The following is a 23668-nucleotide window of genomic DNA, read 5'->3' as shown; positions in this document are numbered from 1 at the left end:
CGTCGGCCTCAGGCCTCGACCCAGCCGTGGGCGCGGGCCCGCTCGGTCAACGCCTGCCTGATGGTCGAGATCTGCCCGGCGGTCAACGCCGGTGCCCGCTCGATGAGCAGCTCGGTCACCTCGGTCATGAACTCCCGCGAGGAGAGGACGTCGCAGAGCCCGTCGTCGTCGCCCGGGGCCACCCGCGCGGGTGCCCGCTCACCGACGGGACGCTCCACCCGGGTCACCGGAGCGTCGAGGATGCTGACGCTCGCCACCTTGAGGCCACGGTCACCCTCCTCGACCTCGTACTCCACCTTCATGCCCGGGTGGACCTCGTGCCGCCGCTCCCCGAAGTCGTTGGCGTGGACGAACACGTCCTCGCCCCCGGCCGACGGGGCGATGAACCCGTAGCCGCGCACCTCGTCGAAGCGGATGACCCTACCTACCAACGCCACAGCAACCACCTGTTTCCCGACAACTCGCCACCACCAACAACGCGTACCGGCCCGGCCGGTACGGGGTGTCGCACCCGGTCGGCGCCGGTCCGGCCCGACGAAGGCCCGGCACCGCACCCCACCGACCCACGATCACCGGCTCCCATTTGACCACGTCCCGACGGAACCGCACAGGCGACTCCACCTCATTCGCCGCCGTCGTCGTCGACCCCGTCGATGAGGAACTCACCGCGTCCGACGACGACGGCGGCACCGGCCACCTCCACGGCGTCGAACCGGTCACCCTGCCCCCAGGCGCTGGCCGTCATCGTCGAGGGACGCCCCATCTCGACGCCCTGCCGGATCTCGATCTGCCTGCCGTGGTCGATCCGGCCGTGTCGAACCAGGTGCACGGCGAGAGGTCCGGCCGCCGAGCCGGTCGCGGCGTCCTCGACCACCCCGTAGGCCGGAGAGAACATCCTGGCCCGCCAGTGGCTGCCGACGCCGACGAAACAGAAGGCGCTCATGTCCGGCAGTGTCGACAGGACTCGCAGATCGGGCCGGAGCCCCGACAGTTCCTCGATGTCGCGTACCGGGAAGAGAACGTGTCGGGGACCGTTGCGGTACGCGTACACGACCGGCTCCGCCGGTGCGGCCCCGAGGCCCTCGGCGAGCGTGGCGGCGTGCTCGTACGGCTCCCACGTCGGGACGGGCTGCCGCATCCGGGCCGTCAGCACCCGCCCCCTGTCCTGCTGGAAGGTGAACTCCACGTCCCCCACCATCGTCTCCATGACCAGTGTCCGGCGCTCCCTGAGGTGGGCCAGGGCGACGGCCGTACCCAGTGTGGGGTGACCGGCGAACGGCAGTTCACGGGTCGGCGTGAAGATGCGGACCCGGACGTCTGCGGTCCCCTGTGGAGGGAGCACGAACGTGGTCTCCGACAGGTTCGTCTCTACGGCGAGTGACTGCATCTGGTCGGTCGACAGTCCGGTCGCGTCGAGGAGGACAGCGACCGGATTCCCGGCCAACGGGGTGTCGGTGAAGACGTCGACGATCATGTACTGGTACATGATCGGAAACCATAGGGCGACAGGCATACCGCCTCCGACCTGGGCTTGCGAGGTGCGAGGTGGTGGGTGACCATCGTCCTGCACCCAACCTCTCAGGCACATTCGAGGATGACGACATGTCGGACAACGATCTTACCGAGCGCAACTTCGACGCTGACCGCGAGTTGCGGCGACAGAACCGGGCGGTGGTGGAGGAGTATCTCCGCGTGACCGAGGGGCCACCCCGGTTGCAACGGCACCGGCTGCTCGCCGAGGACGCACACGGTGGACTGTGGACCACCGACACCGGGGAACCCGCTGCCGTACGCGGCCGGGAGAAGCTCGCCGAGATGGCCGCCTGGTCGCTGGACTGCTTCCCGGACTGGAAGTGGTTCAACATCGAGGTCTTCGAGACACAGGATCCGAACCACTTCTGGGTCGAGTGCGACGGCGAGGGCCAGATCCTCTTCCCGGACTACGAGCCCGGCTTCTACCGCAACCACTTCATCCACTCCTTCAAGCTGGCCGACGGGAAGATCACCGAGATCCGGGAGTTCATGAACCCGTGCGAGCAGATGCGGGCGCTCGGCATCGAGGTTCCCGTCGTCAAGCGTGGCGGAATCCCCCGGTAGGGCAGGAGACATGTCAGTCCCGGTGATCGTGATCGGTTCGGGGGCGGCCGGTCTGGGCGCGGCGCTGGCCGCTCGGGCGGCCGGAGCCGAGGTGACACTCGTCGAGGCGACCTCGACGATCGGCGGCACCACCGCGTTGTCCAGCGGCGCGGTGTGGGTGCCCGACAACCACGTCGCCGAGCCCGGCACGGACGGTGCGGAGTCGGCCACCCGGTACCTGGACTCCCTGGCCGGCGGCGACGTCGCGCCCGCTCTGCTGAGGCGGTACGTCGTCGAGGCACCACGGGTCGCCCGATGGCTGGAGGAGCACACGGCGCTGCGCTGGCAGGCTCTGCCGTACCCGGACTGTCATCCCGAACGGCCCGGCGGCAGGGGTGCGGGGGTGCGGTCGCTGGAACCCCACCCGTTGGCGGCCTCCGAAGCGGTGCTGACGCGGATCCGCCCCCCGCTACCCTGGCGGCCCCCGTTCACCTTGAACGAGTTGACGGCGGGGCACACGGCCGGTGAGGTGGCGGCGCAGCGGCGCAGCACCCTGACCGTGGTCGGTGGGCAGGCGATGGTCGCCGCCCTGCTCTCCGCCGCCCTTGACGCGGGTGTCGTGGTCCGGTCCTCGACCAGGGTCACCGAACTGTCGCCGGACGGCGTGGTCGTCGGGGGCCGTCCGCAGCTCGGGCGGGTGGTGCTCGCCACCGGTGGTTTCGAACGTGACCCCGCTCTGCTGCGGACGTTCCTGCGCGCTCCGGTCCGCGGCCTGGTCGGCGCTCCGGGAGCCGCCGGGGACGGACTCCGGCTGGCGATGGCGGCCGGTGCCGCGCTGGGGAACATGTCCGAGGCGTGGTGGTGTCCCACGATCCGGGTCCCCGGGGACGAGGTGGACGGGTTCCCGGTGTACCGGATGTTGTTCGCCGAGCGGGCCCGCCCCGGATTCATCATGGTGGACAGGCATGGACGACGGTTCACCAACGAGGCGCAGAACTACAACGACGTCGGTCGCGCCATGCACAACTTCTCGGCGGCGGAGTTCCGCTTCGACGCCGACCCGTCGTGGCTGGTGTTCGACGGGTCGGCGCGTGGGCGTTACCCGATCGGCCCGGTGCGGCCGGGTGATCCGACGCCGCAGTGGCTGTCGTCGGCGGCGAGCATCCCCGAACTCGCCGACCGGATCGACGTCCCCCGGGAAGCACTCCTCGACACCGTCGAACGGTTCAACCGGGCCGCCACCTCCGGAAGAGATCCCGACTTCGGCCGGGGGACCGGAGCGTACGATCGTGCGCTCGGTGACTCCGGCGCCGAGCACGTGACCCTGCGCCCGCTCACCGAGCCGCCGTACTTCGCCGTCGCGGTGCACGCCGGTCTGGGGGGCACCAAGGGCGGACCCCGCACCGACGGGGACGGCCGCGTCATCCGGGTCGACGGTTCGGTGATCCCCGGTCTGTACGCGGCCGGCAACGCTGCGGCCAGTCCGTTCGGGCTCGCCTATCCGGGAACGGGGGCGACCCTCGGCCAGGCGCTCACCTTCGGTGTCCTGGCCGGGAGGGCCGCCGCGACGGACTGAGGATCACCGGAGGCCGCCGAGCCGGTCGTGGGCACCGGGTCGCCGAGCAGCGACACCAGGGTCTCCCCGAGGATCGCCAGGCCGTCCAGGGACAGCACCGACTCCGGGTGGAACTGCAGGGAGGTGAAACCGGGGCCGCGCAGCGCGTGCACCTCGCCGCTGTCCGGGTCCCGGCAAACGGTCACCGGGGCGGACAGACCGGGCGGGTACAGCCGGTCCTGGTCGGTCACCGCCGCGAACGTGTTGTAGAACCCCACGGTCCGCCTGGTCCCGAAGAGGCTTATCTCCACCTGCCGGCCCTGGTTGGGCACGGGTTTGCGGACGATGCGCATCCCGAGCAGTGAGGCCAGGATCTGGTGGCTGAGACAGACCGACAGCAGGGGGGTGCCAGCATCGAGGACCCGTCCGGTGAGCCGGCGCAGCCCGGCCATCCTGGGGTTCCCGTGGTCGAGCGGGTCGCCCGGCCCGGGGCCGAGGACCACCAGGTCGTGATCGGTGATGTCGAGGCTCTCGGTGTGCCGCCGGATCGTCGGGACCAGGCCGAATGCCGAAAGCTGGGTGGCCAGCATCGCGGTGAAGCCGTCCTCGGCGTCCACGACGAGCACCCGCCTCCCGGTCAGCAGGGGGTCGGCCACCTGTCTGCCGTGTGGGTCCCGGCGCCAGAACGACGCGAGTCGGCTCTCCCTGCGCGCCAGGACGGTGTGGACCGTCGGGTCGTCGGCCATCGGGCTGCGAGGAGGGACCTCCCGGCCCGGGGAGTCGCCGGCCGTGCCGATGGCCGCCAACAGTCCCGAGATCTTCGCGTGGGTCTCGGCGACCTCCGATCCGGGGTCGGAGTGGCGCACCAACGTGGCTCCGACGCCCACCTCCAGCCGACCGTCGGCGTCGATCTCGGCGGTACGGATGAGGATCGCGGAGTCCATCTCGGGGACACCGGACTCGTCCCTGCCGATCAGAGCCACGACGCCCGCGTAGTAGCGACGACCTGTCGGCTCGTACCTGGAAACCACCTCGCACGCGCTCTTGAGGGGGCTGCCCACGACCGTCGGCGCGAACATGGTCTCGCGCAGCACCTCACGCGGGTCGAGCGGGGTGCGGCCGGACAGCAGGTACTCGGTGTGCGTGAGCCGGGCCATTTCCCGCAGCGTGGGGCCGGTCAGACGTCCACCGAGCGGGCACATGGCGGCCATGGTCTTCAGCTCCTCGTCCAAGACCATGTTCAGCTCGTCGGTCTCCTTGGGGTCAGCGAGGAAGGCGAGCAGGTCGGGCAGGTCGGGTCCGTGCGGCGGATACCTGTGGGTGCCGCTGATCGGGTTCATCACGACGGTGCCCGAGGTGAGGCCGGCGTGCAGCTCCGGGCTGGCCCCCACGAACGTACGCCCCTCGGCGTGGACCAGGAACGTCCAGTAGGAGCCCTGTTCGCCGGTGAGCAGGCGGGCGAAGACAGCCAGTGCCGATCTGACCGAGTAGTCCGGGATCTCGGCGACGAATCTGCGACTGACGACGAAGTTCGACCCCTCTCCCCTTCCAATTTCTTCGGCCAGCACAGCGGCTACGGTATCTGCGTACTCCCGGTCGTCGACGTCGAATTTGGCACCCCTGAGGGAAATCCGGTCCCGAGGCAGGGCGAGCAACGCGTCCGACAAATTCACGCGCTCACTACGACGGATCTTCAGGACAATTATCGGCACGTTGTCGTCAACGCAGGCGAACCCCCTCTCGACGATCTGTCGATAGGGCACGACCACTAGAGATTCCCTGCTGAGGCCGGACTCCACCCCGGCGGCGACCGGGATCTCCCCAAGGGACCAGCAGCTCTCGGAGTCTCCGGTCAGGACTTCGACGAACTGCCCTCGCCCGGGTCGGTACACCAGTGCGAAAGTGGGATCGTCCATTGCGAGCAGATTATCGATGGATTCCACATCAGACACTGGCTCGGGCGCATCCACATCTTCTCCAAACTGCGGGGCGATGGCGTGCGCAGGAGTGTATGCTGCCGATGAGGAACAGCCGAGGAGTGTGGTTCGAGCTAACCCAAAGAATTGCCGATGTCACACTCAGGCACCAATACTGCTGCAGAGCGAGACAGCATGGGCATCCCCGCGATCACCCCGTACCCTATGCCTGACAAGTCCGAACTGCCCGATAAGGTGGTCCCCTGGCGTGCGTCACCCCGCCGGGCGGCCCTCCTGATCCACGACATGCAGAACTACTTCGTCGACTTCTTCCCGCCGAGCGAGCCACCTCGGACCACCCTCGTCGACAACGTGGCCCGCCTGCGGCGACGATGCGTGGAGTTGGGCATCCCGGTGCTGTACACCGCCCAACCGGGTCGCATGACCGACGAGCAGCGCGGCCTCCTCAAGGATGTCTGGGGTGCCGGGATGACCGACTCACCGGAACACACAGCCATCGTTGCCGAGTTGACCCCCGGTCCGGCCGACCAGGTATTCACCAAATGGCGCTACAGCGCCTTCCACCGATCGGCGCTCAAGGACGAGCTGGCCGAACGGGGACGCGACCAATTGATCATCTGCGGAATCTACGCTCACATCGGCTGTCTCGCGACCGCCTCCGACGCATTCAGTCACGACATCCAGCCGTTCCTCGTCGCCGACGCGATCGCGGATTTCACGCCGGAGCAGCACCTGCTCGCACTGGACTACGCGGGGCGGCTGTGCGCCGCCACCCCCGACACGGACACAGTCCTGGCGGACCTGTCGCGTGGCCTCGCCGGAGACTAGGTCCCCGACTCACCCCGGATCGCTCACCGGCCCGCCGGTACGGCCCGACGTACCCCGTCGGGGCGTACCCCGGTCTCCGGCAGGACCGGCTCGGGGCCGGACGGGGCCGGGGTACGCCGACCAGCCCGGTGCACCAGCAGCCCGGCGAGGCATCCCCCGACGAGGACGGCCACCGCGCCGACGGTCTGCCCCACCACCACGGCGTCGTTGAACGCCGAGGCGACCTCGTCCCGTTCGGCGGCGGTACCGGCGGCGGCCACCGCGGCGGGGAAGGACCCGGCACCGGCCAGGGCCACCGGGAGGGCGGCGGTGAACCGGGCGTTGAGGACCGCCCCGAGGACGGCGACGCCGAGGCTGCCGCCCACCTCGGACATGGTCCCGTCGATCCCGGCCCCGGTGCCGGCCCGCTCGGGCGGAATGGAGCTGAGGACCGCCTCCACGATCGCCGGATTGGCCACCGCGCAACCCGCCCCCATCAGCAGCAGACCGACGAGCAGGACCGGGTAGCCGTCGGGCGGGGCGTACGCGGCGACGACCAGCCCGGCGGCGAGGGTGGTCATCCCGGCGGCGATGGCCAGCGGGATCCCGAGTCGTCGGATCAGCAGGGCCGCGACGCCGCAGACGTTGAGCAGCACCACTGTGAGCGCGAAGGGGGCCATCCGGGCGCCGGCCTCCCAGGCCGGGTACTCCCTGACGAACTGAAGCTGCTGGGCGAGCAGGAACAGCGCCCCGGCGCTGCCGAAGGTGATCAGCACGACCCCGGAGATCGCGCCGACGAAGCGTCGGTTCCGGAAGAAGTGAACGTCGAGCATTGGCGCCGGGGTGTGTCGTTCCCAGGCGACGAAGGCGGCGATCAGCACCGCTGCGCCCACCGACGCGCCGAGCACCGGCCGGGACGTCCAGCCCTGCTCCGGCCCCTGGATGATGGCGAAGACGGCGGTGCCGAGGCCGACTGTGGACAGCAGCGCGCCGACCAGGTCGAGGCGACCGGCGCGGTGCCGGGACTCGGGGACCAGGACCAGGGCGGCGACCAGGCAGATCGCCACGACGGGCAGGTTGACCAGGAAGATGGCGGGCCACCGGTAGTGGGCCAGGAGGAGACCACCGACGGGTGGACCGGCGGCGAAACCGAGGGCGTTGACCGCCGCCCAGATCCCGATCGCCCTCGGGCGTTCGGCGGGGCCGAACACCTGCATCGCGACGGCGAGGGTGGCGGTGGTCAGCAGCGCACCGCCGAGCCCGAGCAGGCCCCGGGCGGCGACCAGGTGGGCGGAGGTCTGGGAGGCGGCTGCGGCGGCCGAGGCCAGCCCGAACACCACCAGTCCGACCAGCAGCATCCGGCGGCGGCCGTACCTGTCGACAACGCTCCCGGCGGTGAGCAGGAGACCCGCCATCACCAGGGCGTACGCGTTGATGACCCACTGGATGTCGGCCGTGGTGGCACCGAGGTCCCGGGTCAGCGACGGTACCGCCACGGTGAGGATGGTGTTGTCGAGCACCACGACGAGTTGGACGAGGCAGAGCACGGCCAGGACGAACCACCGGGACCGCACCGGGACGGTGCCGGTGGGGCCGGCGGTCACCTGGCGTTCCAGTATCCGAGGGCGGATATCTGGTGCCGGGGCACGCCGAGGCCCCGACGCAGGTGGCGGGCGACGGCCCGGGTGGTCCCCGCCTCACAGGCCACCCAGTGGTACGCCCCGTCGACGGCGACGGGCAGGGCCGCCTGGACGGTCTCGACGAGGTGTCGTCCATCGTCGAGCCGGGGCACCCACACCACCTCCTGACCGGTGCGGGTCCGGTGGGTGAGGCCCTTCTCGTCGTCGGTGGCGTACTCCAGCCAGATGGTGGCCGGGAGGTCGCCGACGGCGTCGAGGAGGCTGTTGACGGCGGGCAGGGAGGACGAGTCGCCGACCACATAGAGGTGGCTCGGGGTGGGGTCGGGCAGGGTGAAGGCGCTGCCCTGGAGGGTCGCGTGGATGGTGTCCCCCGGTGCGGCGGAACCGGCCCAGCGGGCCGCGCACCCGTCGTGCAGGGCGAACTCCAGGTGGAACCGGCCGGTGGTCGGGTCCGGGTCGACGAGTGTGTACGCGCGCTGGTGCGGACGGCCTCCGTTGTCGAACCAGAGCCGGATCCACATCGTCGGGTGGACGTCGACGGCTGTGAGCAGTCCTCCACCGTCGACGTGCAGCCGGTGGAGGGTGTTGCTGACCCGCTCGGAGTCGAGCACCGTCAGCCGGAAGTCCCGGCCCCCCATGGCCTTGAGCACGAGTGCTCCCCAGCTCCGCTTCACGTCCGCCTCCCACTCCACTCCGGGTTAGGTTAGGTTAACCTAACCGTCCCCGTATGGGGAGGGGTCGATCACCCTCGGGTGACGCTTTACAGGTGGCGGGGGTGTCGGATCATGTCCCCATGTTCCGTGAGATCCGGGAGCGGGCCCGGTACAACCGCCGACAACAACAGAAGAACTCCCGCTCCAAGAACCCCGACGGCTGCTGCGACTGCTGCGACGTCTTCGGGCTCTTCTCCAGCATGCTCCTGCTCGGTTCGGCAGCCGCCGCGGCGACCGGCTCCCCCGTTGTGGACCGGGCCGGGCTGGCCGCCATCCGGGGCTACCGACGGTGGCTCTCCCCGCACTGGCCCGGCCGGTGTCGTTTCACCCCCACCTGCGGCGCGTACGGCCTGACCGCAGTGGAGCGGTACGGGTTGGCGGTCGGCGGACGGCTCGCCGCCGACCGGGTCCGGCGCTGCCGCCCCGACGTCGTACGCGGCACCCACGACCCGGTGCGCTGAGGCGGGCACCACGGCGGCAGGATGACCCTGGTGAACGATCGTCCCTCGACGGCCGTCCTGGACGCGGTCCTGGAACGGCTGACCTACGTCAACGAGGAGACCGGCTACACGGTCGCCAGGGTGGCCACCGAACGCGGCACCGACCTCCTGACAGTGGTCGGGGCGCTGCTCGGTGCCCAGTGCGGGGAGAGCCTGCGGCTGCGGGGCCGCTGGTCGTCGCATCCGCGCTACGGCCGACAGTTCGAGGTGGACTCGTACACCACGGTACTGCCCGCCACCGTCCAGGGAATCCAGCGGTATCTCGGATCCGGCCTGGTCAAGGGGATCGGGCCGGTCTTCGCCGAGCGGATCGTGGCGCACTTCGGGCTGGACACCCTGCGCGTCATCGAGGAGGAGTCGGCCCGACTGGTCGAGGTCCCCGGACTCGGGCCGAAGCGGACCGCGAAGATCACCGCCGCCTGGGAGGAACAGAAGTCGATCAAGGAGGTGATGGTCTTCCTCCAGGGGGTCGGCGTCTCCACCTCGCTCGCCGTACGGATCTACAAGCAGTACGGCGACACCGCCGTCGACGTGGTGACCGCCGAGCCGTACCGGCTGGCCGCCGACGTGTGGGGGATCGGGTTCAAGACCGCCGACACGATCGCGCGGTCGGTCGGCATCCCGCACGACAGCCCGGAACGGGTCAAGGCCGGGTTGGCGTACACCCTCTCCGAGGCGACCGACGACGGACACTGCTACCTGCCGGTCCCCCAGCTCGTCACGGAGGCGGTGAAGATCCTCGACGTCCCGGCCGACCTGGTCTCCACCTGCCTGGACGACCTCGTCGGCGAGGAGGGGGTGGTCCGGGAGACGCTTCCCGCCGAGGCGGCCCCCGCCGGTCGGGCGACCGACGGGGCACCGATCGAGGCGGTCTACCTGGTCCCGTTCCACAGGGCGGAGCAGTCCCTCGCCGGGTCGCTGCTGCGGCTGCTGCACGGCACCGCCGACCGGATGCCGCACTTCGGCACCGTCGACTGGACGAAGGCGTTGGCCTGGCTGCGGGCCCGCACCGGCGCGGAGCTGGCCCCCGAGCAGAAGCAGGCGGTACGCCTCGCGCTGACCTCGAAGGTCGCGGTCCTGACAGGGGGTCCCGGGTGCGGCAAGAGCTTCACGGTCCGCTCGATCGTGGAACTCGCCGCCGCCAAACAGGCGAAGGTGACACTCGTCGCGCCGACCGGGCGGGCCGCGAAACGCCTCGCCGAGCTGACCGGGCACCCGGCCGCCACAGTGCACCGGCTGCTGCAACTGCGTCCCGGTGGGGACGCCGCGCACGACCGGGACAACCCCCTCGACGTGGACCTCCTGGTCGTCGACGAGGCGAGCATGCTCGACCTGGTCCTGGCCAACAAGCTGGTCAAGGCGGTCCCGCCGGGGGCGCACCTGCTGCTCGTCGGTGACGTCGACCAGCTCCCCTCGGTCGGTGCCGGGGAGGTGCTGCGGGACCTGCTCGCCGCCGAGGCGGTCCCCCGGGTCCGGCTGACCCGGATCTTCCGCCAGGCGGCGGAGTCGGGGGTGGTGACGAACGCCCACCGGATCAACGCCGGCCGTCCACCGCTGTTCGACCGGATGACCGACTTCTTCCTCTTCGCCTGCGACGACACCGAGGCCACCGCAGCGCTCACGGTCGACGTGGCGTACGACCGGATCCCGGCGAAGTTCGGCCTGGACCCCCGCCGCGACGTGCAGGTCCTCACCCCGATGCACAGGGGTCCGGCCGGGGCGGGGGCGCTCAACACCCTGCTCCAGCAGCGGCTCACACCGGCCCGGGAGGGGCAGCCGGAGCGGCGGATGGGCGGCCGGGTCTTCCGGGTCGGCGACAAGGTCACCCAGATCCGCAACAACTACGACAAGGGGCAGGCCGGGGTCTTCAACGGCACCGTCGGGGTGGTCGTCGCGCTCTCCACCGAGGAGCAGACGCTCACCGTCCGCACCGACGAGGACGAGACCATCGAGTACGACTTCGACGAACTCGACGAGCTGACCCACGCGTACGCGGTGACGATCCACAGGTCGCAGGGCTCGGAGTATCCGGCGGTGGTGGTGCCGTTGACCACCAGCGCGTGGATGATGCTGCAACGCAACCTGCTCTACACGGCAGTCACCAGGGCCAGGAAGCTGGTGGTGCTCGTCGGTTCCCGTCGGGCCCTCGCGGCGGCGGTCCGGACCGTCGGGGCGGGACGCCGACACACCGCCCTGACCCACCGGCTGGCCGGTCCGCAGCCGCGCATCCGGTGACTTCTGTCGGGGGTCTGCCCTAGCGTCCCGAACGTGAGCGCAGTTCAGACGTACCGGTATCTCGGGTCCTCGGCCCTCGGACAGGGTGGCCTCGCCCTGCAGACCAGCGGTGGACCGGCACCCCACCCCCGTTTCTTCGACGGCTTCCTCACCACGCCGCACGCGGCGGCTGTCGGCCTCCTGGCGGTGGCGGAGGTGGCCCGCACCCGCTACCACCGCCCGGTGAGCCCGGCGAGCCTCGACCCGGTGGTCACCGGCAGCCGGGACCGGCTGCGGTTCGAGTCCTTCTCCGGGTGCTGCGGGGTGTACGCCCGGATGGACGCCCTCCCCGAGGGGCTCGACGGCGACGTGGTGGAGCACGGGACGACGAACGTCGACGTGAACAACCCGCTGCGGGAGGCGTTGGCCCGGGTCGGCGGCCTCGACCCGCTGCACATGTCGGTCGGCCCGGACGACCTCACCGTCTCCACCCTCGACGGCCCGGTGGTGGAGAAGAAGGTTCCGTTGCCGGTCCGCTGGCTGCGCGGATTCGCCGAGGTGCAGGTGCTGGCCGCCAGGTTCGAGCCCCGGGCGGAGATCCCGGCGACCGAGGCGGCGGCGTTCCTGCGTCGACTGCCCCCCACCAACGACCGGGCGGTCCTCTGGGTGGTGCCGGCCGGGCGGACGCTGCGGCTGACCTCCCGACCGGTGCCGGGGGCGGTCTGCCTGGCCGGGGCGAGCCGGCTGGTCGCGCTGCGTCCGATGCTGCGGTTCGCCAGGACCCTCCGGGTGTACGGGCCGACGGTGGCGGCCGGTTCCGCCCCGGTGCCCAGCACGTGGGAGCTGGACACGGGGGCGCTGCGCCTCTCCCTGACCCTCTCCCCCGAGCCCTACCGGGGTTTCTCCGGGGAGGGGGCGGCGTTGACGGCGCTGGCCGGTGACGACGTGGTCGACGACGCCGACCTGGTCTCCGCCCTGCTCTCCTGGGATCCGACGATCGACGTGGACCACCTCGCCGGCCAGGCCGGCTTCGACCCCGCCCGGGTCCGGGGTGCCCTGGCCCAGCTCGGCACCGCCGGTCGGGTGGGGTACGACGTCGCCGAGGGGGCCTACTTCCACAGGGTCATGCCGTACGACGCCGGTCGGGCCGAGCGGGACAACCCGCGCCTGGTCGGGGCCCGCGCCCTCCTCGACGCCGGTGCCGTGGAGGTGGACGGGTCCGGGGTGTCGCAGGGTGCGCCGACGTCGGCGACGGTCCGCAGCGGGGACCAGGTCTACCGGGTCCGGCACCTGCCCGACGGCGCGTTCACCTGCACCTGCCCCTGGTGGGCCAAGCACCGGGGGCAGCGGGGTCCGTGCCGACACGCCCTGGCCACCGGGATGGCCCTGACCCGGGGGTCGGCCGACCAGTCCACCACCGACCAGGTCGAGGAGCGGGTGTGAGCCGGCGCGACGAGATCATGAAGAGCGCCGTCCGGCGGCGGCGGGAGCTGGCCGAGGGCGGCACCAGCGACCTGTTCGAGCTGATCGACAAGAGCGCCGCCCACCTGATCGTGGCGGCCCTGAGCGACCTGTCGGAGCAGCGCCGCCGGGAGATCGGCGTCGAACTGACCGCCTGGGTCAAGCGCCGTGAACGCGACGAGTCACGGTGGTGGACGGCCAGCACCGGCACCGCCCTGGCGGTCGCCGTGGTGGGGTGCCTGCCCACCGCCGCGCAGGCCGCAGCGGTCCTCACCCGCCGCTCCGTCGCCCTGGACGGCGATCGTGCCGCCGAGCTGGTGTGCCAGGTCGCCGAAGCACGGAAGATCACCTGGCTCGGCGACCTGGCCCACCGGCTCGCCGCCCGGCTCAACCAGCAGAGCTGGATCGACAGGTGGCGGTTCGTGGCAGCGCTGGTCCGGGCCACCGGGGTCGAGCCCCCGATCGACGACCAGTCGGTGCAGCTCTGGTTGAGCAGTGTGCAGTTCCCGGACCGCCCCGGTCGGGGGCGACGGCAGCCGCTCGCGGGCCAGCTCCGCGAGGACCCGTTCCTGCCGTACATGCTGCCCCGACTGTTCCAGGTCGACGGGATCGGCACGGCGATGAACTTCGACCTCGTCGACCGCGACTGGGAGAACCGGGAGCGGCACGCCCTGGTCACCGCGTTGGTGAAGCTGGCCGGCGAGGGCCTCGTCGACCGGACGACGCTGATCGACGGCGCGTCGGGTCGGCTCCTGCGGGGGGACAGACCCAGCGCCCTGCGGGCCTTCGTCACCCTGCTCGACCTGCTCGCGCCGACCACCACCGAGGTCACCGCCCGGACCACCGACTACCTCCGGCTGCTCACCGACGCCCCGGCCCCGGTCGCCACGATGGCGCAGAAGCGGCTGCGGGAGCTTCCCGACCTTCCGCTGGACTCGATCCTCGACGCCTCCCGGGAGGTGCTGTACCGGCCGGACAAGACCCTGGTCAAGGCGCAGCTCACCTGGCTCGACAAGGTGGCCCGCAAGCCGCACCGGGATCGGGCGGCGGAGATCGCCGAAGTGATCGCGGTGGCTGCCGAGCACCCCGCGGTGGAGGTACGCGACAGGGCCACCGCCCTGGCCGCCAAGCACGGCTTCGACCCGGCGGCGGGCGACGTCGGCCCGGCGGTCGCCGAACCACGCGGCGACGACCTGCCCACCCCCGCGCCCCCGGCCCCGTCCCCGCCGCCGATCACCGACGTCGACGAGCTGGCCGAGGAGGTCGCCGGTCTGCTCGGCACCCCACGCCAGGGCACCCCGATGGAGCGGATCCTCGACGGGCTGGTCCGGCTCACCGCCCTCGACGCCGCCCGGGTGCACGACGCCCTCGCCCCGGTCGTCGCACGCCGGCACTGGTCGTGGGCCAACCTGCACAGGTGGGACCCGTTCTGCCTCTGCGAGGTGGTCACCGACGTGTTCACCACCGCCGGGGCCAGGCACCCGGTACGGCGGCGCAGCCGGTGGGAGTCGCTGCTGGCCGCCGTACGCCGGGCCGACCCGTCGCCGAAGGAGACGGAGCTGGTCCCCACCGACCCACGGGTGCCCGCCGTACACCGACTCCTGCGGGCCCGACTCGCCGAGATCGGGATGCACCTCGACGACCCCGGGAACACCGGGCTGATCGCCGACCCCACCTCGGTCAACGGTCAGCTCGACCCGCTCGCCCTGCTGGAGCGGCTGACAGCGCTCGGCGACCGGCAGCCCTGGCACTGGGACTTCACCCAGGCCCTCCTGCGGCTGCCCACCGGCCCCGACGACGCCGTCGCCGACAAGGCCGCCGCCCTGGGCACCCCGGCGGGGGACCGGATGGCCGCCTGGCTGCGCGGCGGCGGGCTGCCCCAACCTGTCATGCGGGCCACCACCACCTCGGTCCGCCCGAAGGACGTCAGCCGCTACGACGCCGCCTACTTCCGCGAGGTCGCCCGCCGGGTCCTGGTGGAGCTGCGGCCACCGGAGGGGTACCAGGACCGGTACGGGCTGCTCACCGCCGATGCGGCCTACCCGGGGCACGCCTACGGCGACGTCGGCTGGGACCGGCACTGGCCGTCGCTCCTGCCCGGACACCGGGGAGTGGTCGCCGCGGTCGCCCTGCCGATCGTGGTGAACACCGCAGACCAGGACCAGCGCGACGGGACCGCCATCCTGCCCCTGCTGGCCGAGACGACCGGCCCCGGCGGGGTGGCCCTCGACCTGGCCGTCGCCTACGGTCTGGGTGCCCGGTACGACGCGGACCGGGTGGCCACAGTGGATGCCCTGCTGGCGATGGCGGCGGCCGGCACGTTCGACCCGGTCGGCACCGGGCAGCAGCTCGGCACGCTCGTCGTCGCCGAGCTGGTGAAGCTGTCCCGGGCGATCGGGCCGCTGCGCGACGCCGCCCTGGCCGGTGCCCCGCTGACCGTGTGGCGGCTGCTCGCCGCCGCGCTCCCCGGGATGCTCGCCGCCGGGCGCTCCCCCCGTGGCCTGCCCGATCTGCTGACCCTGTCCACCGAGACGGCCACCACGACAGGGGTCCGGATCGAGGTCCCCGGGCTGGCCGAGGTCGCCGACCGGGGTGGGTCCAGTCGGCTGGTCACCGAGGCCCGTCGGCTCCGTACCGCCCTCGCCACGATCTGACCCCGGGCGGCGGGGACTTCCGATTGGCCGGAGGCCCCCGCCGGATCCGGCGGGCCGTCACCCGCTGGTGTGCCCCCCGTGTCCCGGCCCACGGCCGGTCGACGGTGCCGGTCCGGTCTGGGACCGCTCGGACGGCCGGGTGGCCGAGGACTCGGGACCGGGTCGGGTCCCCTGGTCGGCACCGGGCAGGTCACCGGCCGATCCCGGCCGGCCGGTCGCCCGGGCGGCCTCGGCGGTCGCCGCCTGGTTCCGACCGAAGTAGCCGGGTGGGGCGTTCTGCTCCGTCCGCTCGTACCCCGGCGGGAGTTCTGCCCGGTGGTCGCTGAACCACCTGGGGTTCTTCGGGTCGAAATCGGTGAGGTACCGGGCCACCTCCGTCACCGTCGCGTCGGTCGAACTCACGCTCGCCGTCTGGGGCTCCCGGACTCTGCGGTCACGTAGGACGGGCCGAGGGGCGCGGTCGGGGCCTGACGTCGACGCGGAGCTGCGGCCGGGTCGGGGCGAGGTCATCCGCGCCGCAGCCACCCGCGACACGTCCGCGTCCGGGCGGGGACCCCGGTCCTGGCTCGGCTCGGGCGTACGCCACGCCGAGTGTTGCGCTAACCAGGATCTGTCGTCCTGATCAGGCATCGTCGCTCTCCATCCTGGGGGTTCAGTGGGCCGAACCACTGTCGGTCCGGCCTGCGATCATCCTGCTTGGTTGCTACCGTCGAGGTCATGGCCATGCAGCGGAGCGGCAACCTGCCGAAGCAGGCGAACATCCTGTCGGGCCTCGCCGGGACCGTCGTCTTCTTCGGCGTCCTCGGCGCGTTCCTCATCGTCGTCGGCGCGGCGGACGGGCCACGACTGGCTCCGGCCGCGATCTGCGTGCTCGCCGGCGTGCTCGCCGCCGGCTACTACGGGGTACGCCGTCAGCCGCTGCTCGCCGCCGGTCTGCTGAACATCGCCAGCGTCCTGCTCCTCTTCGGCGCCCTCGCCCTCACCACTGTCCTGCAAGCCGGGGCCTGACCCGCCCGGGTGGCGGTGCCGCACCACCCGGACCGGCCGGCGTCTCCTCCCGACGGCAGGCCGACCTCCGTCAAGAGGTCTTTGCCCGCTTGGCGGAACGGCCTCCCTGAGTGTCGACCTTCGCGGGGGTGGACGGGCTGGACGGGTCTGCGTGGCCCGGCTGGCCGCTCCCCTGAACCCGCGACGCAAGCCATCCCGGAGTGAGCATCCCCGTGCCACCTGGTAGCGGGGAGGCCGAAGCGGCGACAGCCGAGACGTCTCGCTGGTCGGGTGCGGCCTCATCGATGTGGATACGCGGTGGTGGCATCGTCGGTGCCGCGAGGGCATCCCCCAGCGACGGGAGTTGCCCCATCGTCTGCTCAGGCGCTGCTCGCAGGTTCAGCTTCTCCAATTGCTCCGTCAGGTCCCAGTCCTTGCTGTTCTTAGCCCTGGACTTATCCAATTCACCGAGAACCATTTCCGCACCATGAAACTCGCGACCTTCAAGGTAGGTTTCTTTCATCATCACCATTTGGTTGTGCAGATCGGGGTTTGCGCGGGTCCCCGCCTTATCATTCCTCAGAGCTTCGTACACTGCGGCGAATTGACGGTAGTTGCTTTCTTCGAGCAGGTTTCCGTACTCCCGAAACTCGGGCCTTTCGTACCATTCCTGTTCTGGGGTACTCCGACCGTCGTCACGTGTGGGGCTGTCGGCCATGGGTGGGCTCCGTCCGGGGGTCGGGTCTGCCTGTCGACTGCTCTACGTGCCGCCCGTGACTCGGTTCGATCCCTTCGCCGATTTCCGGCGGAATGTGGCGTGGCACTCATGACGCCCCGACCTCGCCCCACCGCCCGGCCCGACCCCGCCCGCAGCGGTCCGCGCCCGAGCGCAGCTCGGCCGCATCGATGCGGACCTTGGACAGAAACTGTCAGGTGCTGACAGAAACCGTCCAAGATTCGCAGGGGATACCGCGCGTAGAGCGTGTTAACAGCCGGGGGGCAGTGACGGGGTCAGTAGATGCGGCGGCCTCGCTCGTCGGGTACGCCGGACTTACGGAAGAAGTACGCGTTGATCTGGTCGCGCCATTCCCGGGCGCTGCGGAGTTGCTCGTCGAGGCGTTCGGCGACCCGGGTGAACACCGGTGCGTCGATCGTCCCGCGTAGTCGACGCCAGCGTCGTCGCATCGTCTCGACCTGCTCGAACCCGGCGAAGTGGGTGTCGTAGATGTGCTGGATCACAGTGCTGCCGTTGTGCAGGACGTGGGCGTACGGAACGTGGTGGAAGAAGAGGAGCAACTCGTCGGGGCACCGCTCGACGGACTCGTACACCTCGGACCAGGGGTACGGGTACTGGCCGGTGTAGCCGGTGCCGGTGGCCCGGGTCCGGTCCACGCCCACCCCGTCCCGGTCGGCGTGGTGGTAGGTGCCCCACCTGCTGTACTCGTACCCGTCGACGTCGGGTCCGTAGTGTCCGGCCGGGTCGACCATGAAGCCGACGCCCAGCGGGGCGGTGTAGCGCTCGTAGGTGTGCCAGGAGTCGCCCATGATCTCGTGCAGGGTCTCCCGGACCAGGTCGGGGTCGGCGGTGCTGCCGGGCGGGAAGGTCAGGTCGATCCACTCGTCGAGGACGGTCCGGGGTTCGAGGCCGGGATCCCAGGCGAGCCGCCCGTAGGCGTACAGGTTGGCCTGGGCCAGGGGGTGTCCACACCAGAACTGGTCGTCACCCACGTTGGCGACGGCGACCATCCCTCCGCCGTGGCCGAGCCCGCTGCGGCTCGGATCGGTGTAGCCGGTCGGTCCGGGGGTGGCCGTCCCGGCGGCGATCTCCGCCACTGTCCCGCCGTCGGGTCCCCAGGGGTGGAACCGGAGGATCTCGCTCCAGTGCGGGCCGAGGTAGCAGACGTGCCGCTGCTGGCCTGTGTACTCCTGGGTGACCTGGAACTCGACGGCCAGGCGGGTCGCCGGCATCGCGGTGATCACCGGGGAGACCGGCTCCCGGGCCTGGAAGTCGATCGGCCCGTACTTGACCTGGAGGATCACGTTGGTACGGAAGTCGCCGTCGAGCGGGGCGAAGTGGTCGTACGCGGCCCGCGCCCGGTCGGTGCTGCGGTCCCGCCAGTCCTGGTGGTGGTTGTAGACGAAGGCCCGCCAGTGCACCACACCCCCGAGCGGGGCCAGCGCCTCGGCGAGGAGGTTCGCCCCGTCGGCGTGACTGCGGCCGTACGTGAAGGGGCCGGGCTGCCCCTCCGAGTCGGCTTTGACGACGTACCCGCCGAAGTCGGGGATCCGCTCGTACACCTGCCGGGTGGTGGTGGCCCACCAGGCGCGGACCTTCTCGTCGAGCGGGTCGGCGGTGGCCAGGCCCCCGAGGGTGACCGGGGCGGCGAAGCTGACCGACAGGTGAAGGCGGATGCCGTACGGCCGGAGCGTGTCGGCGATCTCGGCCACGTCACCGAGGTGGTCGGTGAGCAGTCGCGTCTCCACCGGGCCGACGTTGACGTTGTTCACCGAGATGGCGTTGATCCCGACGGCGGCGAGCAGTCGGGCGTACGCCCGGACCCGGGCCAGGTCGCGTCGGGCCACCCCGTGCCGCCAGAAGATCGACCCGCCCGCGTAGCCCCGTTCGACCTGCCCCATCACCGGATGGCAGGAGACGTTGTCCCAGTGGTTGAGCATCCGGCGGCGCAGACCGGGCCGGTGCCGCTGGGTGGACAGGTCGGGTGAGTACGCCGCCGCCCCGAGCCGGACCAGGTGGAACAGCCCGTACAGCAGTCCGGCCGGGCCACCGGCGAGCAGGACCGTCACCTCCTCCACCCGGGTCAGCAGGAAACCCTCGTCGCCGATCCCGCCGCCGCGTTCGTGCAGGGCGGCGACCGCCCTGGCCGCCGGTTCGGGCAGCGGGCCGGCCCAGCGCAGCGCGAGGACCACGTCGACGGGTCCGGTCGGTTCCGGGTCACCCCCGGACGACACCGGGTACGCCGACCGCCGTACCCGGCCGCCGAACCGGGCGCAGGCCAGGGTGACCTCGGTGAGTACGGTGTCGACGAGCGGCCCGTCGCCGTGCACCAGGACCCGGCGGGAGCCGAGTGGACGGAACGCCTCCGGGGCCAGCCAGGCCGGGTGGACGGCCTTCTCGTCGCCGATCACGAATCCTCCCGAAACACCACGCCGGGCCTGAAATCCACAGTGGAACGATGGTAGTCGATCAGTCGGCTCACGCGACGAACTCCCGGGTCAGCCTGGTGGTCATGGGTTCGCCGATCCGCAGCTGCGCCCAGACGAACAGCACGCCGAACAGGGCGAGCACCGCCTCGGAGAAGACCGCCACGACACCGGCCCCGGCGGCCGCCAGCAGCAGGGTGCCCACCGGCACGCTGGGCGTACGGACCAGGAAGTACAGGGCCAGCCGGAGGACGTCCCGGGTACGGAAGTCGAACAGCGCGGTGACGGTCAGGGCGGTCACCCCGACCACTGTCACCGCGACGCCAACCAGCACCGACGGCACCACCCACCAACCGGGTACGGCGGCGGCGTCGAGGTGGGTGAGGTTCACCGCGACGACCGCCACCCAGAGCAGCGTCGGCACCCAGACCCGCAGCGCCGCGACGACGTTGACCCGGTACCCGCGCAGGAACAGCCGGGCCGGGTGCAGGTCGGTGAGGTCGAGCCGCTGGTGGTGCAGGGCGTAGAGGGCGGCGCAGACGGCCGGGCCGACAGGTGTCAGGCAGACCACGAGCAGTGGCAGGTTGCTCGGGTCGGTACCGAGCCCGACCAGGCCGACCAGGGCGGGGAGGGCGGTGGCGAGCAGGAGGAGTTCCACCACCAACAGGGTGTGGATCCGGGCGGCTGCCCGCGACAGCGGCCCGTCGCCGAACTGCCCGACCGTCTGCGAGGTCACCGCCGGTCCCCCAGCAGGCGGGTGTCGTCGCACCAGGGCGGGGTCTCGTCCACCACCGGGGTCAGTTCGGCGAGGGTCACCTCGTGCCGGGTCAGGCTCAGGTCCAGTTCGACCCGCCCGGCCACCACCGGCGTCGCCCGGTGGGTACGGGTCGGCTCGGACGCCGCCCGCAGGTCGTCGACCTGTCGAGGGCTCGGAGAACGGGGACGACCCATCTCCTGCCAGGCGGCGAAGGCGTTGCCCGCCTCCTCGCCGACCGAGGAGCGGAGCAGGAACGCCGACGCGGTGCCGGGTGGCCCGAGCGGGACCGACAGCTCCACCGTGTGCCGTTCGGGCACCGGCTCGCGGCCGGTGACGTCGACCGGCCCCCAGGCCAGCACCGCGATCCGCCCGTCCGGGTGCCGGGTCACCAGGTGGTCCTCGCCTCGGGCCAGGACCTCGTCGCCGAGTCGGGCGACGAAGGCGTACAGGTGGTAGGTGGGTTTGCGGATCTGCCTGTGGGTGAGCAGGCCGAATCCGCCGTGGAACAGCGCCGTCGGGATGCCCTGCTCCTCGAACACGTCGCAGAACGTCCAGTACGAGAAGGAGTCGACGAGGTCACCCCCGGCGGCCAGCACCGGGGCGAGGTACGCGGCGTGCAGCGCGGTGTCGTGGATCGGGTTGTCCGGCCGGTACGAGGAGTTGAACTCGGTGATGTGCACCGGCAGCCCGGCCAACGGGGTGTCGGCCAGGTGCCGCGCCGGGGCGGCGAACTGTTCCAGCAGGTGGGTCGCCGGTTCCAGGGTCTGGTACGTGCCGAACGGCACGTGCCGGGCCGGTCCGGAGGTGTAGGCGTGTCGGCTGACGAAGTCCACCGGGACCCCCCGAGCGGTGACGTACTCGGCGAAGGGGGCCAGCCACTCGTCGGCCCCGGGTGAGATGGCCGGGCCGCCGACCTGCAACGCCGGGTCGACCTCCTTGACCGCGTACGCGGACACCTCGTAGAGCCGGTGGTACGCGTCGCGGTCGGCGCCGGCCCAGAAGTCGGTCAGGTTGGGCTCGTTCCACACCTCGATCGGCCAGTGCCGGACCTCGTCGAGGCCGTACCTGTCGACGAGGTGGCCGATCGTGGCGCGGACCAGGTCGGCCCACTCCGACCAGGAGGAGGGTGGGGTGACGTTGCCCCGCCACCAGAACACCGTCTGGTCGCCGGAGGCGAGGGCCGACGGCATGAAACCCAGCTCCACGAAGGGTTTCACGCCCAGGTCGAGGAAGCCGTCGACGATCTGGTCGAGGTAGCCGAACGAGTGGTGCACCCGGCGGGTGCCCTCGTACTCGTAGGGGCGGTGGACCCCGACGCCGTCGCTGAGCAGGCCGTGCCCCCGGATGTGCCGGAACCCGATGTCGCGCTGCACCATGGCCAGGGAGTCGTGGTAGTCGCGGCGCAGCGCCAGGTCGAGTCGGCCGGTGCCGACGCAGGCCCGCCAGGCGTCGGGGAACCGGCCGACGGGCTGGTCGGCGACGATGTGACGCATACCTGTCCTCCGTGGGGCGTCGACGCGGGTCGGGGTGGGAGCCCCACAGGTGCCGGGCTCCCACCGTCGTCAGCCGTTGGCCTTGCGGAACCGTTCGTACGAGCTGTTGACCAGCTCCAGGTACGCGTCCATGTTCTTGCTCCGCAGCTCGGCGACGTAGGCGTCCCACTCGGTCAGCGGTCGTTGGCCGAGGATGAACCGCAGGGTGTTCTGAGTGACGTGGTCCTTGAGCGGGGTCTCCCAGAGCGACACCTGTTCCCGTTCCTCGTCGGTGAACGGGTACGGCGGGGCCACCTCGACCGGTCGGCGTGCGTTCATCACCCGCTGGAACTCCATCTCCTCGGCGGAGAAGAGGGACTGCACCAGTTCCAGGTTCCCGCCGTAGGTGAAGACGCCGTTGTGGAAGCCGAAGTCCTTCTGGAGGTGCGTGCCGGCGTTCGGGTTGAGCCCGACCATGTCGACGTCGGAGGCGAGGGTCCGTTTCCCGGCGGCGTCCCGGGTGAAGGTGGTGCCCTCCACCCCCCACTTGGCGAACTCCTGACCGGCGTCGGAGTAATAGAGCCAGTCGACGAACTGCATCATGGCGACGAAGTTCTCGCTCTCCCGGGCCTTGCTGTTGATCATGACCCCGCTCTCCAGGCGACTTGCCGGGTTGATCTCCCCGGCCGGGCCGACCGGCAGCGGGATCTTGGTCAGCTTCGCCTCCGGCAGGGTCTTGGCCAGGTCGGGACGGTACTCGTTGACGAGGCTCTGGGCGTTCGACCCGATGACGAACGACTTGCCGTTGGCGAGCTTCTGCCGGGCCTGGTCGTCGGTCTGGGTGAAACTCTCCGGGTCGAGGAGCCCCTCGGCCACCAGCTTGTTCAGGTACGTCAGCATCTGCCGGTACTGCTCACTGGCCCCGGTGTAGACGAACCGCCCCTCCCCCGGGACCCAGGTGGCGTGCTGGAAGGTCCACCCGGCCCGGGTGCCGAACGAGGAACCGACGATGCTCAACATCGAACCGCCGGGGGTCGGCTTGCTCCACCGGTCCGAGTAGGGGTAGCTCTGCGGGTACCGGGCCTTCATCGCCTTCAGGACCGCGTACACCTCGTCCCAGGTCTTCGGGATCTCCAGGTTCAGCTCGTCCAGGACGTCGGTCCGCACCGCGATCGAGTACTCGTGCCACGGCTTCTCGTGCACCCCGGGGAGCAGGTAGAACTTCCCGTCGGACTGCCGGAGCTGGTCGATCTCCGGCCCGAGGTTCCACTTCTCGATCTTGTCCTTGAGGTTCGGCATCAGGTCGAGGTAGTCGCTGACCGGGAGGATCGCGCCGGAGGCGACGTACGCGTTCTCCTGCGGGTGGTACGTCTTCGGGATGATCAGCGGGGCGTCCCCGGCCCCGATCAGCAGGCTGCGCTTCTGCTCGTAGTCGCTCAACGGCACCGCCACCGGCTCCAGCGTGACGTTGGTCCGCTTGGTCAGCTCCGACCAGAGCAGCCAGTCGCTGCGCAGCGGGTAGAACGTGTGGTTGTTGTAGAGCACCGAGAAGTCGAGTGGTTCGGTCGCCGTGAACTGGTCGCCGACGCCGTAGTCGGCCATCGCGCCGATCCGGTTGCCGGAGAGGTCGGTCGACTCCTGCGACTCCTCGGAGCAGGCGACGAGACTGAGCGCGAGCAGCCCGCTAACGGCGATCGCCGCGCCGCGCCGCATTCGATGGTGCATGGCTCGTC

Annotated in this window: 19 protein-coding genes; 8 read left to right on the top strand and 11 right to left on the bottom strand. The window is 71.1% G+C overall.

Annotation, left to right across the window (positions count from 1 at the left end; genetic code table 11):
* Window positions 1–8 precede the first annotated feature (8 nt).
* Together WHN02_RS07720 and WHN02_RS07715 are read right to left on the bottom strand one after the other, a co-directional pair.
* A complete protein-coding gene (locus WHN02_RS07720; protein WP_434742710.1) occupies window positions 9–437 on the bottom strand; it encodes a cold-shock protein in 429 nt (142 codons plus the stop codon).
* A 185-nt stretch (window positions 438–622) separates the two neighbouring features.
* Window positions 623–1486: a PhzF family phenazine biosynthesis protein gene (locus WHN02_RS07715; protein ID WP_434742709.1), complete on the bottom strand. Its 864-nt coding sequence runs from the start codon at window positions 1484–1486 to the stop codon at window positions 623–625.
* A gap of 116 nt (window positions 1487–1602) precedes the next feature.
* Between WHN02_RS07715 and WHN02_RS07710 the strand changes: the two genes are divergently transcribed.
* Both WHN02_RS07710 and WHN02_RS07705 read left to right on the top strand, forming a co-directional pair.
* Window positions 1603–2097: a PhzA/PhzB family protein gene (locus tag WHN02_RS07710; RefSeq protein WP_434742708.1), complete on the top strand. Its 495-nt coding sequence runs from the start codon at window positions 1603–1605 to the stop codon at window positions 2095–2097.
* A gap of 10 nt (window positions 2098–2107) precedes the next feature.
* Complete coding sequence (locus WHN02_RS07705; RefSeq protein WP_434742707.1) at window positions 2108–3652, top strand: FAD-dependent oxidoreductase; 1545 nt, start codon at window positions 2108–2110, stop codon at window positions 3650–3652.
* Here WHN02_RS07705 and WHN02_RS07700 read toward each other — a convergent pair.
* Window positions 3574–5547 carry an anthranilate synthase family protein gene (locus tag WHN02_RS07700; RefSeq protein WP_434742706.1) on the bottom strand — a complete coding sequence of 658 codons (1974 nt, stop codon included), beginning with the start codon at window positions 5545–5547 and terminating at the stop codon, window positions 3574–3576. The genes WHN02_RS07705 and WHN02_RS07700 overlap by 79 nt on opposite strands.
* Before the next feature lie 195 nt (window positions 5548–5742).
* Between WHN02_RS07700 and WHN02_RS07695 the strand changes: the two genes are divergently transcribed.
* Window positions 5743–6396: an isochorismatase family protein gene (locus tag WHN02_RS07695; protein ID WP_434742705.1), complete on the top strand. Its 654-nt coding sequence runs from the start codon at window positions 5743–5745 to the stop codon at window positions 6394–6396.
* 23 nt (window positions 6397–6419) lie between these two features.
* Here the strand turns inward: WHN02_RS07695 and WHN02_RS07690 are convergent, their stop codons facing one another.
* Together WHN02_RS07690 and WHN02_RS07685 are read right to left on the bottom strand one after the other, a co-directional pair.
* Window positions 6420–7979, bottom strand: coding sequence for an MFS transporter (locus WHN02_RS07690; protein WP_434742704.1), 1560 nt, complete (start codon window positions 7977–7979; stop codon window positions 6420–6422).
* Entirely contained in the window at window positions 7976–8689 is a 714-nt protein-coding gene (locus WHN02_RS07685) for a siderophore-interacting protein (protein WP_434742703.1), read from the bottom strand. The genes WHN02_RS07690 and WHN02_RS07685 overlap by 4 nt, the downstream gene beginning before the upstream one ends.
* Window positions 8690–8808: 119 nt before the next feature.
* Here WHN02_RS07685 and yidD point away from each other — a divergent pair, with 119 nt between their 5' ends.
* The 4 genes from yidD to WHN02_RS07665 are packed head-to-tail and all read left to right on the top strand — an operon-like array spanning window position 8809 to window position 15557.
* A complete protein-coding gene (gene yidD, locus WHN02_RS07680) occupies window positions 8809–9189 on the top strand; it encodes a membrane protein insertion efficiency factor YidD (protein WP_434742702.1) in 381 nt (126 codons plus the stop codon).
* A 30-nt stretch (window positions 9190–9219) separates the two neighbouring features.
* Window positions 9220–11463, top strand: coding sequence for an SF1B family DNA helicase RecD2 (gene recD2, locus WHN02_RS07675; RefSeq protein ID WP_434742701.1), 2244 nt, complete (start codon window positions 9220–9222; stop codon window positions 11461–11463).
* A gap of 33 nt (window positions 11464–11496) precedes the next feature.
* Window positions 11497–12885, top strand: coding sequence for an SWIM zinc finger family protein (locus tag WHN02_RS07670; RefSeq protein WP_434742700.1), 1389 nt, complete (start codon window positions 11497–11499; stop codon window positions 12883–12885).
* A complete protein-coding gene (locus tag WHN02_RS07665; RefSeq protein WP_434742699.1) occupies window positions 12882–15557 on the top strand; it encodes a hypothetical protein in 2676 nt (891 codons plus the stop codon). The genes WHN02_RS07670 and WHN02_RS07665 overlap by 4 nt, the downstream gene beginning before the upstream one ends.
* A 57-nt stretch (window positions 15558–15614) precedes the next feature.
* On the opposite strand, the gene WHN02_RS07660 is transcribed toward WHN02_RS07665, so the two are convergent.
* Window positions 15615–15959: a hypothetical protein gene (locus WHN02_RS07660; RefSeq protein WP_434742698.1), complete on the bottom strand. Its 345-nt coding sequence runs from the start codon at window positions 15957–15959 to the stop codon at window positions 15615–15617.
* Window positions 15960–16274: 315 nt separating this feature from the next.
* On the opposite strand from WHN02_RS07660, the gene WHN02_RS07655 reads away from it, so the two are divergent.
* Window positions 16275–16565: a hypothetical protein gene (locus WHN02_RS07655; RefSeq protein WP_350895167.1), complete on the top strand. Its 291-nt coding sequence runs from the start codon at window positions 16275–16277 to the stop codon at window positions 16563–16565.
* Between the two features lie 70 nt (window positions 16566–16635).
* Here WHN02_RS07655 and WHN02_RS07650 read toward each other — a convergent pair whose 3' ends face one another.
* From WHN02_RS07650 to WHN02_RS07630, 5 genes are all read right to left on the bottom strand, one after another.
* A complete protein-coding gene (locus tag WHN02_RS07650) occupies window positions 16636–17262 on the bottom strand; it encodes a hypothetical protein (protein WP_434742697.1) in 627 nt (208 codons plus the stop codon).
* Between the two features lie 293 nt (window positions 17263–17555).
* Window positions 17556–19691 carry an alpha-glucuronidase gene (locus WHN02_RS07645; protein ID WP_434742696.1) on the bottom strand — a complete coding sequence of 712 codons (2136 nt, stop codon included), beginning with the start codon at window positions 19689–19691 and terminating at the stop codon, window positions 17556–17558.
* A gap of 67 nt (window positions 19692–19758) precedes the next feature.
* Window positions 19759–20442 carry a hypothetical protein gene (locus WHN02_RS07640; protein WP_434742695.1) on the bottom strand — a complete coding sequence of 228 codons (684 nt, stop codon included), beginning with the start codon at window positions 20440–20442 and terminating at the stop codon, window positions 19759–19761.
* Entirely contained in the window at window positions 20439–21956 is a 1518-nt protein-coding gene (locus WHN02_RS07635) for a GH39 family glycosyl hydrolase (RefSeq protein ID WP_434742694.1), read from the bottom strand. Before WHN02_RS07635 ends, WHN02_RS07640 begins: the two co-directional genes overlap by 4 nt.
* Window positions 21957–22025: 69 nt before the next feature.
* On the bottom strand, window positions 22026–23660 hold the full coding sequence (locus WHN02_RS07630; RefSeq protein ID WP_434742693.1) for an ABC transporter substrate-binding protein: 1635 nt from the start codon (window positions 23658–23660) through the stop codon (window positions 22026–22028).
* Window positions 23661–23668 lie beyond the last annotated feature (8 nt).

It is taken from the genome of Micromonospora sp. SH-82 (assembly GCF_051132485.1).
Taxonomy (GTDB): Bacteria; Actinomycetota; Actinomycetes; order Mycobacteriales; family Micromonosporaceae; genus Micromonospora.
This window is presented reverse-complemented; position numbering and strand designations above follow the sequence as displayed.

What these genes read in the sequence shown, in the direction of transcription:
- WHN02_RS07630 (WP_434742693.1), bottom strand. Translation starts at nt 23,660, where the DNA reads ATGCACCATCGAATGCGGCGCGGCGCGGCGATCGCCGTTAGCGGGCTG.
- WHN02_RS07715 (WP_434742709.1), bottom strand. Translation starts at nt 1,486, where the DNA reads ATGTACCAGTACATGATCGTCGACGTCTTCACCGACACCCCGTTGGCC.
- yidD (WP_434742702.1), top strand. Translation starts at nt 8,809, where the DNA reads ATGTTCCGTGAGATCCGGGAGCGGGCCCGGTACAACCGCCGACAACAA.
- WHN02_RS07710 (WP_434742708.1), top strand. Translation starts at nt 1,603, where the DNA reads ATGTCGGACAACGATCTTACCGAGCGCAACTTCGACGCTGACCGCGAG.
- WHN02_RS07635 (WP_434742694.1), bottom strand. Translation starts at nt 21,956, where the DNA reads ATGCGTCACATCGTCGCCGACCAGCCCGTCGGCCGGTTCCCCGACGCC.
- WHN02_RS07650 (WP_434742697.1), bottom strand. Translation starts at nt 17,262, where the DNA reads ATGGCCGACAGCCCCACACGTGACGACGGTCGGAGTACCCCAGAACAG.
- WHN02_RS07705 (WP_434742707.1), top strand. Translation starts at nt 2,108, where the DNA reads ATGTCAGTCCCGGTGATCGTGATCGGTTCGGGGGCGGCCGGTCTGGGC.
- WHN02_RS07655 (WP_350895167.1), top strand. Translation starts at nt 16,275, where the DNA reads ATGGCCATGCAGCGGAGCGGCAACCTGCCGAAGCAGGCGAACATCCTG.
- WHN02_RS07700 (WP_434742706.1), bottom strand. Translation starts at nt 5,547, where the DNA reads ATGGACGATCCCACTTTCGCACTGGTGTACCGACCCGGGCGAGGGCAG.
- WHN02_RS07695 (WP_434742705.1), top strand. Translation starts at nt 5,743, where the DNA reads ATGGGCATCCCCGCGATCACCCCGTACCCTATGCCTGACAAGTCCGAA.